Here is a 19,365-nt window from a genome sequence, read left to right on the forward strand (position 1 = left end):
CCTCCAAACTATTTACCACAACACTTCTTATACTTCTTCCCACTTCCACATGGACAATCATCATTTCTTCCTATTTGATCATCCTTCTTAACAGTCTTGTTAGCAGGCTCATTTTCTGAGTTAGAAGATAGATGTTCTACATCTATAACCTGTTTTCTTTCTACAGGTTGTTCTATTGTTATGTTAAATAGATATCTTACTGTATCTTCTTGAATATGTTTTGTCATTTCGTCGAACATATCAAAACCTTCCATTTTGTATGCTACAACTGGGTCTTGTTGACCTATCGCTCTAAGACCAATACCTTGACGTAATTGATCCATCGCATCTATATGATCTATCCAATGGCTATCAACAGATTGAAGAAGTATAACTCTTTCTACTTCTCTCATTCTATCAGATCCTATACCTTCTTCTTTAGCCTTGTATATCTTCATTGCTACTTCATAAGTTTTTTCAATTATTTCTGATGTACTAAGTTTTTCCATATCAGGGATTTCTATGCTTCCTTTTGGTAAGAATAATCCATATAGATATCCTTTGAATCCATCTATGTCTACTACAGAGTTTTCATCAGTATAAACACTAGCTGCACCTTCTATTAATGCATGAATCATATTTTCTACTTGCTCTTGTAGGTTTTCACCTTCTAGAACACGTCTTCTCTCAGCATATATTATTTCTCTTTGCTTATTCATTACATCATCGTATTGAAGTACATGCTTTCTTATACCGAAGTTTTTACCTTCTACTTTCTTTTGTGCACCTTCTATAGATTTACTTAATATCTTATGCTCTATTGGCATATCATCTTCTAAACCTATTTTTTCTACTACTCCAGAAATTCTTTCACTACCGAATAATCTCATAAGATCATCATCTAATCCTATGTAGAATCTTGAGCTACCTGGGTCTCCTTGACGACCAGCACGTCCTCTTAACTGGTTATCTATTCTACGAGACTCATGTCTTTCTGTACCTATAATAGCTAAACCACCTGCATTTCTTACTTGCTCTTGTTCTTCTTCTGTTTGTGCTTTGAATTTGCTATATAATTTTTCGTATTCAGCTCTAGCTGCAAATATCTCTTCATTTCCTTCTTGTTCTAGACCTTCTAATGGTGAATCTACTCTATTTATTACAGCTTCATCATAACCTAATCTCTTCATTTCTTTCTTAGTTAAGAAAGTAGGATTTCCTCCTAGAACGATATCTGTACCACGACCTGCCATGTTAGTCGCTATTGTAACTGCTCCTAATCTACCAGCTTGTGCTATTATATCTGCTTCTTTATCATGATGCTTTGCATTTAATACTTCATGCTTTATTCCTTTTCTTTTTAATAAAGCTGATAATAATTCAGATTTTTCTATTGATACTGTACCTACTAGTACTGGTTGCTTAACCTTACTTCTCTCTACGATATCTTCAACAACAGCGTTGAATTTACCCATTTCATTTTTATAAACTGCATCAGCCAAGTCTTCTCTTAAAATTGGTTTGTTAGTAGGAATTTGTACAACATCCATTCTATATATTGCTTTAAATTCTTCTTCTTCTGTTTTAGCAGTACCTGTCATACCCGAAAGTTTATTGTACATTCTGAAGTAATTTTGGAATGTTACTGTTGCTAGGGTCTTAGATTCTCTTTGTATTCTTAATCCTTCTTTAGCTTCTATTGCTTGATGTAGACCTTCTGAGTATCTTCTACCAAACATAAGTCTTCCTGTAAATTCATCTACTATTACTATTTCTCCATCTTTATCAACGTAATCAACATCTCTCTTCATTATCTTATGAGCTTTTAATGCTTGATTTATATGGTGGTATAGCTCCATATGTACTACATCTGTTATATTTTCAACATTGAAATAAACTTCTGCTTTTTGTATACCTGATTCAGTTAATGAAACCGACTTTTGTTTTTCATCTATCTCAAAGTTATCTGGCTTTAAAGTTAATGCAAATGTATTAGCATCTGCATATAGATGAGTTGATTTATCTCCAGGTCCTGATATTATAAGAGGAGTTCTAGCTTCATCTACTAATATAGAATCGACCTCATCCACTATTGCATAATTTAGTTCTCTTTGAACCATTTGTTCTTTATGTATAACCATGTTATCTTTTAGGTAATCAAACCCATATTCATTATTTGTACCATAAGTTATGTCACATGCATATTGCTCACGTCTTACTTTAGGATTTTGTCCATGAACAATTACCCCTATAGTCATTCCTAAGAATTCATAAAGTTTAGCCATTTGCTCTTTATCACGCTTTGCTAAGTAATCATTTACTGTAACTACATGTACCCCTTTACCTGTAAGAGCATTTAAATATACCGGTGCTGTTGCAACTAATGTTTTACCTTCACCAGTCTTCATCTCTGCTATTCTACCTTGATGAAGAACAATCCCCCCTATTAGCTGAACTCTATACTGTCTCATACCTAATGTTCTTCTAGATGCTTCTCTAACTACTGCAAAAGCCTCTGGTAATATATCATCTAAAGTCTCACCGTTGTTTAATCTTTCTTTAAAAATGTTAGTCATATTTTTAAGTTCAGCATCATTCATCGCCTCAAATTTAGGTTCTAATGAATCTATACTATCAACGATTTTATTGAACTTTTTTAATTCTTTTTTATCTGCCATGTTAAATAAATTATCTAGAAAACCCATGTTCAACATCTCTCCTCGCGCAATTATTATACTATTATACATTTTACCATAAATATGCTACATTTAATACAATAAAAGAATATAGCAATCCCTAGGCAATATTAAGCCTTCGCTAGGTTGATAGCTATATTAAATAAAGCTATATGGTAAATAAACAGAAACAAATATATGGTGTTGCTAAAATAAAGCATACCCTTAATTAGGTTACTAACTTTCTCTCCTACAATAACCATCAAAATTGATAAAATTATAGTAGGTAATACAATTTTAATCACAATAAACATAATACTACTATATTGATATATATAATCTAATATAATATTTTCTTCTATATAAAATCCATTTTTTAACCCTATGTATGTTGCGATACCATCAAATATGTTTAAAAATATAAGTATTAAAAATCCATTATATATACTGCATCTTTTTTGTAAGTTTTCCATTATATCCACCTCAAATAAACTTTATTATGGTTAATATAATGGTATTATTTTACTATTTTCATACCTATTACTCACAAGTATGATTAATTATTTAAAAAGACTACATCATTATTACTATATTTTATACTAAAGTATAATTATATGTATTATTGCTTCCAACTTAAAAAGCTACTGATATATTTAAATATCAATAGCTTTGTTATTTTAATATTCAAATTTCTATTCGTGTTCTATTATTCCATAGCCACCATTTTCTCTTTTATAAACTATAGATATTTCATCAGTATCTATATTTCTAAACATATAGAAGTCATGTTCTATAAGTTCCATTTGTAGCACTGCTTCTTCTGGACTCATAGGTTTCATATCAAACTTCTTACGTCTTTCTATTACTATTTCTTGATCGTTATCATCGTAATCTTCCACATTATGATCTAATGATTCAGCATCATTAAATCTAATGCTTTCATTACCTTGATGTCTATCTTGTAATCTATTTTTATATTTTCTTAATTGCTTATTTAATTTATCATATACAACATCTATAGCAGCATATAGATTTTCTTCACTATCTTCTGCTCTTACTATAGGTCCACTTATAGGTATTATTGTGACTTCTACTTTTTGTCTAGATTTTTTTGCACTCACTGTAACTTTTACTTCTGTTTCTGGATGAATGTAATAATCTAATCTACCTATCTTTTCTTCTATAGCATTTTTTATTCCATCTGTTAAATCTAATTGCTTTCCAGATATTATTATTTTCATAAGAACATCTCCCTTCAGTTATACCAGTATAAAGAAGTTTATACTTTATAAATATATTCTTCGTTCTATCATCAAATCCTTTAATTTTATTGTTTACTTTTATAAATCATTATATTCAACTAAAAGAAGTTTATTTTTTCTTTATTTCTTACTATTTATTCATAATATGTGGATTAATATTAACACAATAGCCTGTGGATAATGTGGATAAAATTGTTAATAAGTATATATACACTGTATTTTTAGCCATTTATAAACTTTACACTATCCACAAATATCACCATACATTGTTATTAATTTGTGTATTTATGTCATAATTTAATATTTTTTTGTAAAAAAAAAGCACCTATTAGGTACTTTTATAATATCTAGCTGACCTGGTTTTTGACCCCACACTCGCCTACTGGAGGGTTCGCTTGGGTTCGCCGCACTACTAACTCTCTCGATTTTGTATCGGTAGGTCTTACTTCTAAGCCGCACCATGATCATTAACTCAATTTTTAGCGTTAACTTACGTGGATCCCTTTGCCTGCGACTGGCTTGGACTTTCAACCACAGACCTAAATATTACTTATCTATTCTAATATTTTAATGCAAATATGTCAATAGTAATTTATTGCATTAAGTAGCATCACTATTTTTAGTCAAAAATGTCATTACAAATACTTGGTTTATACCATTTAATTTTAACAGTTTTGATATTTCATTTACCGTTGAACCTGTAGTAAATATATCATCTATTAATAATACATTTTTATTTTCTAGGTTATATATATTCTTATTTGCCTCGAATACATTTTTCAATTCTTGTGTTCTTTGTTCTTTATTTAAACTATAAAGCATCCTAGTATATTTTTTTCTACTAATACAATCAATAACTTCTATATCTGTTAATTCACTCAAATACCTAGCTATTTTTTGTGCTTGATTAAAGCCTCTTTTTCTAAGTCTTTTCTTATGTAGTGGTACAAATAATATATAATCAAATTTAATATACTCTATGCTTAATTTTTCATATATTATAGATGCAATATACCTACTCATATAGGTTTTATTATTATATTTTAAACCTAATATTATCCTTTTACTTATATCGTTGTATTCGATACAAGATATAGCTTTATCAAAATAAAAGTTTTTCTTTAAGCAATAATTACATCCTTCTATATGCTGTTCTTCTAAAATATTATTAATTATTGGCTTTCCGCACTTAACACAACCATCCTTAATAAAATGTAACTCCTCAAAACAGCTTTTGCACATAGAATAAGTATTTATCTTTTTAATCGGTTTATCACAAATTATACAGCTTATATTTTCGGGATAGATAAAATCTATAAGTTCACTAATGACTTTTTTTATTTTAATAACAATCCTTCCTCTTTAAATTTATTAAGTTTATATGCTAAATTGGAATATCTGTCATTTGTTCTATTATTTTTAATCATATACTCTAAGTACTTTACATCTCCTACTAGTACAACTAGTTTTTTTGCTCTTGTTACAGCTGTATATAATAAATTACGGCTTAACAGCATTGGTGGAGCCCAAGTTATTGGTATAACAACTACAGGAAACTCACTACCTTGGCTCTTGTGTATTGTGGTACAAAAACTATGATCTAATTCGTCTAGTTCATCATACCCATAAGATACTATTTTAGTTCCATCAAATAGCACATACACTGTTCTCTTGTCTTTGTCTATATGATAGATATATCCAATATCACCATTGTATATACCTTCTCCACTTTCTGACTTGTCTTCATTTTCCCATTTTTTAGTGTAGTTATTTTTTATTTGCATAACCTTATCGCCAACCCTAAATATTCTTTTTGCGAAAGTTTCCTCTACCTTAAATTTTCCAGGTTGGTTAAGATGCTTTTGTAATTCATTATTTAAGTTAGTGACACCTAAATCTCCTTTTCTCATGGAAGCTAGTATTTGAATATCTTTAAGCTTATCTACTTTATAAAATTTAGGTAGCCTTTCATTTACTAATCCTATTATCTCCTCCATGATTTCTTCATTGGTAGATTTTCTTATAAAGAAGAAATCTTTTCCCTTTGTATTTAAATGAAGAGGTTGACCGCTATTAATTCTATGTGCATTGACAACTATCATACTCTCTTGAGCTTGTCTGAATATCTCATTTAACCTAACTACTTTTATTATATTTGAATCAATAATATCCTTAAGTACATTTCCTGCGCCTACTGATGGAAGCTGATCACTATCTCCAACTAATATTACCCTAGTCCCAGGCTTTATAGCTCTCAGCAAACTATACATAAGTAATATATCTACCATAGATACTTCATCTACAATTACTACATCTGCTTTAATAGGATCTTCTTCATCCTTTAAAAAAGACAATTCTTCACTATCTGTTGCATATCCCATCTCAAGAAGTCTGTGTATAGTTTTTGCTTCTTTTTGAGATGTTTCACTCATCCTTTTAGCCGCCCTTCCTGTTGGAGCTGCTAAAAGTACCTCTTTATCATTATTTTCAAAAATCTTAATAATTGTATTTATTGTAGTTGTCTTACCTGTACCAGGACCACCGGTTATAACTACTACACCACTATTTATAGCTTCCTTTACAGCTAAAGCTTGATTTTGTGCTAGTTTAATATCTTCTTCTTTTTCAACTCTTCTAATTTCTTCGTCTATATCTATATTCAAATCATCTATTTCACATTGTGACAACTTAATTATTTGTTTGCAAACTCCATTCTCAGACATATAATACGGTAATAAATATGTTAGTATTTCATTGCCTTTTTTTTCTATATGAATTTTTTGATCATAGGCTAATCCCATAATACATTCTTCTATTATAGGAGCTTCTACTTCTAATAATTTTGATGCGTCTTGGATCAGTATGTTTTTAGGTAAATATGTGTGTCCATTGCTTAAAGATTGGCTTAAAGTAAATAAAATACCTTGCGAGATTCTGTCTTTAGAATATTTATCTATTCCAATTTTATTTGCTATATTGTCAGCTATTTTAAAACCAATTCCCCTTATATCTTCTGCTAGTTTATATGGGTTTTTACTTATTACATCTATAGCTTTATTTTTATATTTTTTATATATTTTCAAACAATAATTAGGAGTTATACCATATGGTGATAGCTCAATAATTATATTCCTAAGTTCCCTATTTTCTTCATAGCTCTTAACAATTTGCTTTACTTTCTTATTTCCTATACCTTCAACTTCTTCTAGTCTTTCTGGCTGATTTTGTATTATGTCTAGGGTATTTACTCCAAACTTATCTACTATCCTCTTTGCCATTTTCTCGCCTATTCCATGTATCATTCCAGATGATAAATAAACATAAATTCCTTCTAATGAAGTTGGCGTTACTGGCATGAATTTATTAACTTCAAACTGCGTCCCATAAACTTTATGGTTTATCCATTTACCTTCTACCTCTATACTTTCTCCTACTGATAATGTTGGCATACATCCTACAATGACAACTTCATCCTTAGAATTTGCTAAATGAGCTATAGTATATCCGTTATCTTCATTTTTAAATACTATATCACTTATCATTCCTTCAATTCTTTCCATATATATTCTCCTACAAACAAATAATGCTTCTATATTATTACTCTTAATTTGTAATTATTATACATTTTATAAGCAATAAAATAAAGAGGCTGAAAAAATTCAGCCTCTTAAAAAATTATTGTCCTAGTGCTTCTTTTTTTAATGTTTCTGCTTTATCAGTTCTTTCCCATGGTAAGTCTATATCAGTTCTTCCAAAGTGTCCGTAAGCAGCAACATTTTTGTACATAGGCTTTCTTAAGTCTAAGTCTCTTATTATTGCACCTGGTCTTAAATCAAAGTTTTTATTTACTAATTCTACTAATAATTCTTCTGAAACCTTTCCTGTTCCAAAAGTATCTATAAATATAGATAATGGCTTAGCTACACCTATTGCGTAAGCTAATTCTATTTCACACTTATCTGCAAGTCCTGCAGCAACTATGTTTTTCGCTACATATCTTGCAGCGTAAGCTGCTGATCTATCAACCTTTGTTGGATCTTTTCCTGAGAATGCTCCTCCACCATGTCTAGAGTATCCTCCGTAAGTATCTATTATTATTTTTCTTCCAGTAAGACCTGTATCTCCTTGTGGTCCACCTACAACGAATCTTCCTGTTGGGTTGATGTATATTATAGTTTCTTCATCAAGTAATTCGCAAGGTATAACAGCTTTTATTACATGCTCTATTAAGTCTCTTCTTATTGTTTCATTATCAACTTCTTCTCCGTGTTGAGTTGATATAAGTATTGTATGAACTCTAACTACTTTGTTTCCATCGTATTCAACTGTAACTTGAGTCTTTCCATCTGGTCTTAAGTATTCTAGCGTTCCATTCTTTCTAACTTCTGTTAATCTTCTTGCTAATTTATGAGCTAAAGATATTGGAAGAGGCATTAATTCCGGAGTTTCATTACATGCGAATCCGAACATTATACCTTGGTCTCCAGCTCCTACTTTTTCTATTTCATCTTCTGTTTGTTCACCGCTTCTATTTTCTAAAGCTTCGTCAACTCCCATTGCTATATCTCCAGATTGCTCATCTATAGAAGTTATTACTGCACATGTGTCACAGTCAAATCCATACTTCGCTCTATCATATCCTATCTCTCTTACAGTTTCTCTAACTAACTTTGGTATATCTACATAAGTATTAGTACTTATTTCACCTGCTACAAGTACTAATCCTGTAGTAACTGTAGTCTCGCAAGCAACTCTTGCTGATGGATCGTTTGTTAATAATGCATCTAATATTGCATCTGATATTTGGTCACATATTTTATCTGGATGACCTTCTGTAACTGATTCTGACGTAAATAAATGTCTTGCCATAATATTTTCCTCCTAAATATATAAATAATTTAATAATCTATATTTTACCTTATGTTAAGAGTACTTAATTTTCTTATACAAATAAAAAAACCTCTTCTACTTTAAGAAGAGGTTAATTAGCATAGTATATTTATATTAATTAACTAACCTCATCTCTCAAGATTTTCATCTTGTAGGATTTAGCACCTTTTCCCAAATATGGGTGGTTGCTGGGCTTCACAGGGCCTGTCCCTCCGCCACTCTTGATAAGGTAATCAAGATTTATATTCTATTTTGTTTATCACTAAAATCTATGTTACTATTTTTTTATTTACATGTCAATACCTATTTATTTTTCTTATTTCTTATTACATATATACCTCAAATCATTCAATACTTTAAGTTCTATAAAGAGTATACCCTACATAAATATAAATATAATTCTCAGTTTTACAGTAAGGCTTTATTGATTTTTTATGTATATATTTAAATTTAATAGTCATTTTTACTAAGCATAAATATTAATTATCATAAAAATTAAAATCTAAGTACAGGTATTATTTTAACGCATATTAAATATGGTTCTTTTTTATACTGTGATTTCATATATTTTCTTGAAGGGGGTGTTCCTATGTATTTAGCCAAGATAAATTATAAAAAAGAAAATGTGGTTCAAGCGTTAAGCTTGACACTTAAAGATATAATCGATGAAAATACTGTAGTTGTTTGTATAGGAACAGATCGAGCTATAGGTGATGCTCTAGGACCTTTAGTTGGGACCATGTTAAAAAATAGTGATTTTAAATATCCTGTTTACGGTACACTAGATAACCCTATTCATGCTTTAAATATATATGAATCTATAGACTATATTAAAGACACTCATACTAATGGTAACTTCTTGGCTATAGATGCCTGTTTAGGATCAAAAAATAATATAGGCAATATACAAATAAGAAAAGGCCCTATTCTGCCTGGAAAAGGTGTGGGCAAGAAACTCCCTCAAATAGGTAACTATTCAATTGTAGGCATAGTAGATAAGATTGATGAAAATAATAAATTTTCATTTAATAATGTAAGACTTAGTTTCATTCTAGAATTAGCAGAAACTATAGCCTTATCTTTACTGCTTGCTACTTAAGATTCTAAATCAAAATACAATGTCAGACTATTTATTAACTTACTCTCCTTCATTATATAAAAAAAGTCCTATAAAAATAGGACTTTTTTTATATTATTTTCTTCTTCTTTTAAATGTTCCACCCGTTTCAAGTAGATCTAGAGAACCTAATGCACTTCCAGTTCCTTTTGCAACACAAGATAAAGGTTCATTAGCTAATAAAACCTTGATTCCTGTACTTTCTTCTATTCTCTTATCTAACCCGTATAATAAAGAACCTCCACCTGTCATTATTATACCAGTGTCACTAATATCTGCTGCTAATTCTGGTGGTGTCTTTTCAAGCACTGTGTGAGCTGATAAAACTATTTGATGAACACATTCTTCTAAAGCTTCTAATATTTCCGATGACCCTACTGTCATTGATTCAGGTAATCCAGTAACTAAATTTCTACCACTTACCTTCATATATTTTTCTTCTTCTCTTTTGAATGCCGTTCCAATTTCTATCTTAATCTTTTCCGCACTTCTTTCACCTATAAGTAGATTATGTTGCTTTCTCATATATCTAACTATAGCTTCGTCAAATTTATCTCCACCGATCTTTATTGATTCGCTTACCACAGCTCCTCCTAAAGATATTACAGCTATATCGGCAGTTCCTCCACCTATATCTATTACCATGCTACCATTAGGTTGAGAAATATCTACTCCTGCCCCTATTGCCGCTGCTATAGGTTCTTCAATAATATATACTTCTCTAGCTCCAGCTTGTCTTGTAGCTTCTTCTACTGCTCTTTTTTCTACCTCAGTAACTCCTGTAGGTACACATACCATTATTCTTGGCATGAAGAATCTTCCAAATCCTCTTTTATCTACTACTTTATCAATAAAGTACTTTAACATCTTCTCTGTTACATCGTAATCCGAAATCACACCATCTTTTAGTGGTCTTATTGCCACTATGTTTCCTGGTGTCCTTCCTATCATTTTTCTAGCTTCTGATCCTACTGCCAGAACAGAATTTGTATTTTTCTCTATCGCTACAACAGATGGTTCCTCTAATACAATTCCTTTTCCGTTAACATATACAAGTACATTAGCCGTTCCTAAATCTATACCTATGTCAGCTCTAGCCATTTTTCCAACTCCTTTTTGCATTAAAATTTATCTAAACGATTACATATAGTTAATTACTCCTATTATACAACATATACAAAAACAGTATTTTAGTCAAGAAAAAAATGTAGGTATTAACCTACATTTTCCTCAGTTCCTTTTTCATATTTTAGCTTAGTAGCCATGCCACCCCTTATATGTCTTTCGGATTTATTTTTTTCTAAAACCATCTTAACTTCTTTCGCAAGAGATGGATTTATTTCCTCTAATCGTTCTGTAACATCTTTATGGATTGTACTTTTGCTAACTCCAAAGGTTTTAGCCGTTTGTCTTACTGTAGTATTTTTTTCTAAAATATATTTTGCTACAACTATGGCTCTCTCTTCTATATGCGATCTCAAAACTTCCCCCCCTCACATACTAGCCTTAATGATATATATGTGATTTGGCAAAAAAATATAACAGACTTAATCAAATTGATTAAGTCTGTTATATTTTTTTTATTTAATTAAACTCATTGGGTCTATTGACTCCGCGCCTTTAAACGCTTGCACATGAACATGTACTTCTTCTTCACTTTCTACAGCGGAAGAGTTACCTACTTTACCTAAACTTTGTCCTTGTTTTACTTTATCCTCTTTCTTAACTAAAACATTTTTATCTAGGTTTGAATAGATTACAACTACATCATTATCATATGATACTTTTACTGACATACCATATTTATCATCATTAAATACATCTACAACTGTACCATCAAATAATGATTTGATTTCTTGTCCATTGTCTGCACTTACATCTAAACCTTTATGTACTTCCCATACGTCTAAAGTTTTTGAATAACTTGGTTCTTTATCAGAGTATTCTCTTGTTACCTTATTACCTATAAAACTTAATTTTGATTTATCATTTGTACTTGCTGATTTTTCCTTAGCTTTTTCTAAATTTTCTTCTGTTTCTGTTGCAGTTGGAATTGCACCATCTTTATCATCTTGTATTAAATGTAATTCATCTTCCTTATCTTTGTTTGTAAGATCGTTTGAAGCTAAATTATCTACTCTTTTGCTTGTAAACCAAACTCCACCTATAGCGACTAAACAAACACATACAAATAAAGCCAAATAAAAACCATCTTTTTCTAATAGTTTTTTCTTCATACAGCACCTCCGAAATATATTTATGTATTTGTATTGTTGTCTCGTATTTCTATTTTTATACATTTTATGTATATTTTTGTATGTATAATTTGGTTATTTTTAATAAAAAATCTGATTTGCTTCAATAATGATATTCTCTTCTTTTTTATACAAGAAAAAGAGCCTTTAAAATTCTCTAAAGGCTCTTTATATAAAGTTCTAGTATAAGTCTTTAATTGTAGTTCCTGTATAATAATGACCTAAGATTTCATAATATAAATATCCATCTTGAGCCATACCTTCTGCTCCCCATTGACTCATCCCTACACCATGACCATATCCTTTAACAACAAAATCTATGTAATCCTTTTCAAAGCTTATTTCAAAATTCGCAGAATTCAAATTAAAAAGACTTCTTATATCTCTTCCTGTAAGCTCTTTATTGCCTACCTTTATCTTTTCAACTGCTCCACCTGTACTATTTTCAGTTATACTAATTTGACTACTTAAATTATTTTCATCTATAGTAATGCCTGCATAACTTTTCTTAAGAGCACTAACAAAATCCTTATTGCTTATTTTAAGTGTTGAAACATACTTTGGTGAGTATTTATCATATGGACTATCTACAGATTGTAAATATGTATATTTATCAGAAAATACCTCTTCACTATTTTCTGTTTTACCTGATGATGTTGAAAAGTATAGAGGAAGTATTGGCTTATCTTCATATGTTGTGATTTGACCCTTTGTTTCATCTACTGCTTGCTTAATTTTAGCGTAGGAAGTTTTCATCCACTCTTCACCTTTAGACTTTGCTAAAGTCTCATAGCTTTTATATTCTTGACAATGAGTGTAATCAGTACATACAACCGAATTACTATGTTTAGCTGGATTTCCACTTGCTTGCTTATACATTACATAGGTTCTAGCTGCAACAGCTTGTGCTTTTAATGCTTCTATATCAAACTCAGATGGCATTTCCCCTGATAATACACCATATAAATAGGTCTCTATATCCATAGCCATATCTTTCTTGGTTTGAGCATTGTAGATGTTTATTACTGGAGGTTCTTTATCTACAGTATCGTAGTTTATAACCTCTTTGGTAGGCTTTTTTATTATATTAGAAGTAGTCTTTTCTTTATCTATTGCTTCAATACTTCTGTATGATACTACACTTATTAATATAGGTATAGCAATACAGGATAATACTACGGTTCCCAAAACAACTAAAGGGTTCTTCATATACATTTTCCTCCTTGGTATCAACCTTGTCCTTAAAGTATATGAACAACCCTGTTATATTATTACATTAATATTAGTCTTCTATTATTTCTATATTACCGCCTAAAGCAGTTATTTTCTTATCTATATCAACATATCCTCTTTGAATGTGATATATTTCGCCTATTTGAGTTTCTCCCTCAGCTATTAGACCACATAATATTAATGCAGCCCCTGCTCTTAAATCTGTAGCATTTACTTTCGCTCCGTGTAATTGTTCTACACCATTTACTACAGCACTTCTTCCTTCTATCTTTATGTTAGCTCCCATTCTATTGAATTCAGCCACATGCATAAATCTATTTTCAAATACAGTTTCTATTACTACACCTGTACCATTTGCTATTGTTAACATAGCCATAAATTGAGCTTGAACATCTGTAGGGAATCCTGGGTGTGGTAAAGTCTTTATATCTATAGGCTTTACAACTTCTGGCCCAATTACTCTTACAGCATTGTCCATCTCTATTATTTCACAACCAGCTTCTTTTAATTTAGCCACTACTGGCTTTAAATGCTCTAGCATTACATTTTCTACTACTATATCACCTTTAGTCATAGCTGCTGCTACCATGTATGTTGCTGCTTCTATTCTATCAGGTATTACAGTATGCTCTGCACCTTTTAATTCTTTAACACCTTTTATTTTTATAGTGTTAGTTCCAGCTCCCTTAACATTAGCTCCCATTTCATTTAAGAAGTTTGCTAAGTCTACTATTTCTGGTTCTTCTGCTGCATTTTCTATTATTGTTGTCCCTTCTGCAAGAGCAGCTGCCATCATTATGTTTTCTGTAGCTCCAACAGATGGGAAATCTAAGTATAACTTTCCTCCAACTAACTTTTCAGTTGTAGCTTCAACAAATCCATGATCCATTTCTACTTTTGCACCTAAACATTTAAATCCTTTAAGATGTAAATCTATAGGTCTAGTTCCTATAGCACATCCTCCTGGCATAGATATCTTCGTATTATTAAATCTAGCAAGTAATGGTCCCATTACTAAGAAAGATGCTCTCATCTTTCTTACAAGCTCATATGGAGCCTCACATGTTGTTATATTACTTGCATCAACTGTTAATGTACAGTCGTTATATTCAACTTTTGCTCCTAAGTGTCTTAATAAGTCTGATATTACATGTACGTCTCTTAAGTTTGGAACTCCTTTTATCACTGATGTTCCGTTTCCTAATAATGTTGCTGCTATTATTGGTAAAACTGCATTTTTTGCTCCATCTATTTTAACACTACCTTTAAGTGGGTTACTCTTTTTAACAATTATTTTTGACATATTGCTTGCCTCTCCTCATTATTAATAATCTAGCTTTATTATAGGTGTAGCCATATATATGAGTGTTTTCTCCTCATCTTCGCTATACCTTAATCCTATATTTAAATTTATCTTATTTCCTAAGTATTCTAAGTAATTTCCGTTTAATAATTTGCTATATGCTGTTACTGATACAAAGTTGTCTTCTTGTACTCTGTCTATTTCTTCAGCACTCATATTATATAATATTTTTTCTAAAATATCATTATATTTATTTATTTGTAACTTTTTTGTGTATTCGCCAGCTATACATGTATACATTTCTAGCTGTGAAGTGTGTTTTTTTAGTGTATTTTCAATTATATTATAAATATCCACTATATTTTTATATACTTTATTGTCTAATATGTCAACCATTATGTAAGACTCATTATTATTTTTTTTATTTCCAGCTATGGAAATGCTTTTCTCTTCCGTTTTTATTTGAGCAAATACCTGCTTTTCATCATCGTTCCATTTTTCTTCCCACTTTATATCACTCTCTTCTAAGCCCATGTTGTTAATTATTTCCATGAATATATCTATCGTCTCTTCTTTTGATATATCGTAGTTTATTGTCGCATTTGCTTTTATACTGTAGAACTTAAAATCTGCCTCTGTATTATTAAATGTTTCTATGAATTTATCTTGATTATTATTTGATTTTATATCAGCGTAGGAGATAACTACTCCTATTAATATCAATATTATAAAGCTTGTAACCCACTTAATAGCTTTCATAAAAAATCCCCCTTGAAATTATCAGTTTATACTTAAATTATTGACAATTTTAAGGAGGATATACTTTATTGGTTTTTTAATTATATACTAAGCTTCTACTAAATAAGCTATTTCATTATATTTATTTTCTATATCTTCTAATATACTATCTTTTTCATCTAAGTTAGCTACATTAACAAGAGTCTTCTTTATACCTTGATCTTTTATCATATCTTGTAGCTCTATACTTTGCTTATCTTCATCATTTTCATATCTAAGAGCTGCACTTACACCTATTATTAAGTTATCAACTGGTAATCCAAATGATTTAGAATTTAATAAAGGCTTTATTAATCTATCCTGTGGACTTAACTTTCTTAATGGCTCTCTACCAACTCTTATTACGTCGTCATTTAAGTATGGATTTTCAAATCTCTTTAGTATTTTGTCTATATATTTATAATGCTTATCTGCATTAAAGTCATACTTATTTATTAGTCCATCTCCACTTTCTATCATAGCCTTCTTAACTATAACACGTATCTCATCATCTTTTATACTTTCTTCTATAGTATTAAGACCTTTTAAGTGTCCTAAATATGCTGTTATCGCATGTCCTGTATTTAAAGTAAATAATTTACGCTCTATATAAGCCATAAGGTTATCTGCTAAGTTCATACCTTCTATTTCAGGTATTTCGCCTTTAAATCCTTCTTTTTCAACATTCCACTCATAAAACTTTTCTACAGTAACATCTAATATATTGTCATTTTTTACAGGTGGTACGATTCTGTCTACTGAACAGTTAGGGAATCCTACATAAGTATTTAAGTACTCTACTTCATCAGCTTCTAAATACTTTACTACCTCATCTTTTAAAAACTTACTTGCGTAAACCGCATTTTCACATGCAATTATATTTAAGTATGCTTCTATGCCTTTTTCTTTTCTAGATTTAATTCCTTTTGCTATTGTTGGTGCTATTCTAGTTAAAATTAAAGGTCCTACAGCTGTTGTAATCATCTCAGCTTCAACAATTTCATCTATCAGTTTTTCATCCATAGAAGAAATTGCACTTATATTTTTTACTACTATATCACTACATTCAACATCTCTTACAAAAATAGTATATTGCTTGTCTTTATTTATACTTGATAGTATTTCTTCATTTACATCTGCAAATACAACATGATACCCTGAATTTGCAAGTAGTGCTCCTATAAATCCTCTACCTATGTTTCCTGCTCCAAACTGAATCGCTTTTTTCATGTTTAGTCCCCCTTAGCAAGCAAATGCTTCCATTATTTCTGCTTTAGAATTTGAATCCTTTAATCTTTCAGTTAACTCATCATCTAGAACTACTGCTATATTTGATAATATTTCTAAATGCTCATTTCCTACTCCAGCTATACCTATTATTAAATAAGCCTTTTCCCCATCAAAATCTACACCTTCTGGGAATTGTAATATTACTATACCTGATGATAATATTTCTTTTTTAGCTTCATTTACTCCATGTGGTATTGCAACACCCATACCCATAAATGTAGTCATTATTTTTTCTCTTTCTAACATTGCATCTATATAACTTTCTTTAACATATCCATTTTCAACTAACTTTTGTCCTGCCATTACTATAGCTTCTTCTTTACTTACGCTACCTAATCCTAAAAATACATTTTCCTCACATAATACTGCTTTATTTAATGAACTCATAATTATTCTCCCTTTTCTTTGTTATTGATCTATTTTTTTACTTACCTGTAATAATTTTTTTGTATAAAAGTTTAAGACTATAGTTTCTAATTTCTTTTTAGTGTCTTCTTCAGATGAACTTTTAATAATCTCTACCAATTCTTCATCTTCTATTAAGTTACTGCTTATTTCACTAAGTATCTGTCTAAGGTAATTTCTCGCTTCTGATGGAATTAACATTAATACACCGTATTCTGATGTTTCCTCAGAATCTATGACTACTTTATTTTTTAATCTTATTACTGCTAACTTTATTTCATTTATTGATTCACAGCTACAATGAAGCAAGTGCATATCAATATCTTCTATATATGGTGATGATATATTAATTCTTCTTTTTAAAGATTCTTCTATATCTAAAGCTCCTTCTTCATTATTAGAAAACTGTTTACTGCATATATTTATTAAATCTTCTAATTGATTACATTCATCATCCTTAATAAACTTAATTTCTTCAATAAATCTTAATATGTCTTTTCCCATATTCATTATTTCTAAAATATCTTCTTCATTGCTTGTTACATCAATATTTTGCTCTTCATTTTCTATTGCCATATTACGCATCTTATTTTTGGCTATGGCCCTTATAGTCTGCTGTATTAATGTTTTATCTTCCTCTCCCATAAAAGGAGTAACACATATATAATCTAAATTTGTATTTAGGTTAACTGTTGATATTATTAAATCTACTTTCTGTTTTTTTAGATATTCTTCATTAATATTTATTGCAGATATAGTACCTATAACATTTATATTGTTAAAATTCTTTTGTATTTTTGTTACTAAGAATCTAGATGTTCCTATCCCTGTTGGACAAGAAACTACAACATTAATATCTGTATTAATCATTAAGTTTCTTTCTATTGCCGAAGCTATATGCATTGTTATATATGCAACTTCAGAATCAGGAATTGAATCTAGCTCTATTACTTCCTTAAATACTTTACATATTTTTTCTACTCCCTTATAGAAGTAGCTATAGTCTCTTTTTATATCATCTAGTAATGGGTTTCTAATTATCATCCCCATACTAAGTCTTGAAATAGCAGGACTCAGATGGTTTGTAAGGTCTTTTAGTAACCTTTCATCTTTTTTAAGAGATACTTTAAACTCTTCCTCTGCTAATTCAACTATCTTTTTAGAAATATTCATAAGTTCTAGCTGATCTATATCTACTGGATTTTCACATGAGTTAAACCTTAGCTTAGCCCCTCTAATATGCATTGTTATATATCCAACTTCATCTATTGGCATTTCTAACTGGAAGTCTTCTTCAATGCCCTCAGAGATCTTTTTAGCTATTTTAAATTCTTCACTATTTGATAGCTGTTCTAAGAATTTCTGATCCATAGTTATTTTTTCACCATTTTTAATTCTTTGAAGTGCTAGAGATAGATGAACCACAAGACCTATGTAAGCGCTATCCGCTAGCTTTAAATTAAGCTGAGTAATTTCCCTAGTTAACGTTTTTTCAGTCTGTCTTATTATTGATTTATCAATTAGGTTTAACAATCTATTCTCACTAGATATCTCTATAGTCTTATTTGTAATAATGTTTTTTTTGATATTCCTAACCATTTCTAATATTTCTTTTTCATTACAGGAGTCATATATTAAATTTATATATGCTTCCCTGAAGTTTTTTTCATTACCTTCTATATAAATACCCGAGCCTGGCTTTTTAGATATTTCTAATCCAAATTTACTTAGAAATGAAGCTGCTGCTATTAAGTCATTATTTAAAGTACCTTCTGATATCTTTAAACTTTTAGTAAAGTAAAATGACTTTATTGGTTCATTTGAAGATAATAATTCTGAAAGTATAAAAAGCTTTCGCTCTTCTCGACTGTATTCTTTATCTATTTTTTCTTCTTCTAATAACTCTTTTATTAATTTTTGATTTTCTAATGATTCATTTAAGATTAATCCTACTCCTGGCTTTTTTATAAATTCAAAGTCATTTTCGTCTAACCAGTTCTCTACGCTTGCCATATCTCTTAAAACAGTCCTTGAACTTAAATTCAACTCTTGAGCTATTGCAGAGATTGTTATTGGTTTATTTATGGGATTTTGTGCTAGCAAAAGTATTATTTCTTTTTGCCTAGATGTAATCTTTTTTCTTCTCATCTTTTCACTGCCTCCCTCCTCATTAGTGACA

The 19,365-nt window shown here is 30.2% G+C and carries 16 protein-coding genes and 1 riboswitch; of the genes, 1 reads left to right on the plus strand and 15 read right to left on the minus strand.

The window, feature by feature from the left end; genetic code table 11:
- Positions 1-8 precede the first annotated feature (8 nt).
- The 6 genes from secA to metK form a co-directional block, all read right to left on the minus strand.
- Positions 9-2,684 (minus strand): preprotein translocase subunit SecA, encoded by a 2,676-nt coding sequence (gene secA, locus ACI48P_RS19365; protein WP_475218769.1) that lies wholly within the window; start codon positions 2,682-2,684, stop codon positions 9-11.
- Between the two features lie 101 nt (positions 2,685-2,785).
- A complete protein-coding gene (locus ACI48P_RS19370) occupies positions 2,786-3,127 on the minus strand; it encodes a DUF5658 family protein (RefSeq protein WP_475218771.1) in 342 nt (113 codons plus the stop codon).
- 219 nt (positions 3,128-3,346) lie between these two features.
- Positions 3,347-3,895, minus strand: a complete 549-nt coding sequence (hpf, locus tag ACI48P_RS19375; protein WP_475218773.1) for a ribosome hibernation-promoting factor, HPF/YfiA family — start codon at positions 3,893-3,895, stop codon at positions 3,347-3,349.
- Positions 3,896-4,516: 621 nt separating this feature from the next.
- Complete coding sequence (locus tag ACI48P_RS19380) at positions 4,517-5,269, minus strand: ComF family protein (RefSeq protein ID WP_475218821.1); 753 nt, start codon at positions 5,267-5,269, stop codon at positions 4,517-4,519.
- On the minus strand, positions 5,254-7,476 hold the full coding sequence (gene recD2 / locus ACI48P_RS19385; RefSeq protein ID WP_475218775.1) for an SF1B family DNA helicase RecD2: 2,223 nt from the start codon (positions 7,474-7,476) through the stop codon (positions 5,254-5,256). Before recD2 ends, ACI48P_RS19380 begins: the two co-directional genes overlap by 16 nt.
- A gap of 115 nt (positions 7,477-7,591) precedes the next feature.
- On the minus strand, positions 7,592-8,785 hold the full coding sequence (gene metK, locus ACI48P_RS19390; RefSeq protein WP_475218777.1) for a methionine adenosyltransferase: 1,194 nt from the start codon (positions 8,783-8,785) through the stop codon (positions 7,592-7,594).
- A gap of 146 nt (positions 8,786-8,931) precedes the next feature.
- Positions 8,932-9,037: riboswitch (SAM riboswitch) on the minus strand.
- Between the two features lie 358 nt (positions 9,038-9,395).
- Between metK and yyaC the strand changes: the two genes are divergently transcribed.
- Entirely contained in the window at positions 9,396-9,905 is a 510-nt protein-coding gene (yyaC, locus tag ACI48P_RS19395; RefSeq protein ID WP_475218779.1) for a spore protease YyaC, read from the plus strand.
- Between the two features lie 93 nt (positions 9,906-9,998).
- Here the strand turns inward: yyaC and mreB are convergent, their stop codons facing one another.
- From mreB to ACI48P_RS19440, 9 genes are all read right to left on the minus strand, one after another.
- Positions 9,999-11,024 (minus strand): rod shape-determining protein MreB, encoded by a 1,026-nt coding sequence (gene mreB, locus ACI48P_RS19400; protein WP_475218781.1) that lies wholly within the window; start codon positions 11,022-11,024, stop codon positions 9,999-10,001.
- Positions 11,025-11,137: 113 nt separating this feature from the next.
- Positions 11,138-11,404, minus strand: a complete 267-nt coding sequence (gene spoIIID / locus ACI48P_RS19405) for a sporulation transcriptional regulator SpoIIID (RefSeq protein WP_475218782.1) — start codon at positions 11,402-11,404, stop codon at positions 11,138-11,140.
- 99 nt (positions 11,405-11,503) lie between these two features.
- The gene (locus ACI48P_RS19410; RefSeq protein WP_475218784.1) at positions 11,504-12,160 is read right to left on the minus strand and encodes a peptidoglycan DD-metalloendopeptidase family protein; all 657 of its coding nucleotides are present in this window, start codon (positions 12,158-12,160) and stop codon (positions 11,504-11,506) included.
- A gap of 198 nt (positions 12,161-12,358) precedes the next feature.
- Positions 12,359-13,387, minus strand: coding sequence for a stage II sporulation protein D (gene spoIID / locus ACI48P_RS19415; protein ID WP_475218786.1), 1,029 nt, complete (start codon positions 13,385-13,387; stop codon positions 12,359-12,361).
- 73 nt (positions 13,388-13,460) lie between these two features.
- Positions 13,461-14,714 carry a UDP-N-acetylglucosamine 1-carboxyvinyltransferase gene (gene murA, locus ACI48P_RS19420; protein WP_475218788.1) on the minus strand — a complete coding sequence of 418 codons (1,254 nt, stop codon included), beginning with the start codon at positions 14,712-14,714 and terminating at the stop codon, positions 13,461-13,463.
- Between the two features lie 21 nt (positions 14,715-14,735).
- Positions 14,736-15,473, minus strand: a complete 738-nt coding sequence (locus ACI48P_RS19425; protein ID WP_475218790.1) for a YwmB family TATA-box binding protein — start codon at positions 15,471-15,473, stop codon at positions 14,736-14,738.
- An 87-nt stretch (positions 15,474-15,560) separates the two neighbouring features.
- The gene (locus ACI48P_RS19430) at positions 15,561-16,721 is read right to left on the minus strand and encodes a mannitol-1-phosphate 5-dehydrogenase (RefSeq protein WP_475218792.1); all 1,161 of its coding nucleotides are present in this window, start codon (positions 16,719-16,721) and stop codon (positions 15,561-15,563) included.
- 12 nt (positions 16,722-16,733) lie between these two features.
- Entirely contained in the window at positions 16,734-17,168 is a 435-nt protein-coding gene (locus ACI48P_RS19435) for a PTS mannitol transporter subunit IIA (protein ID WP_475218794.1), read from the minus strand.
- Between the two features lie 21 nt (positions 17,169-17,189).
- Positions 17,190-19,334 (minus strand): BglG family transcription antiterminator, encoded by a 2,145-nt coding sequence (locus ACI48P_RS19440; protein WP_475218796.1) that lies wholly within the window; start codon positions 19,332-19,334, stop codon positions 17,190-17,192.
- Between the last annotated feature and the right edge of the window lie 31 nt (positions 19,335-19,365).

It is taken from the genome of Romboutsia sp. LXY-2 (assembly GCF_056171995.1).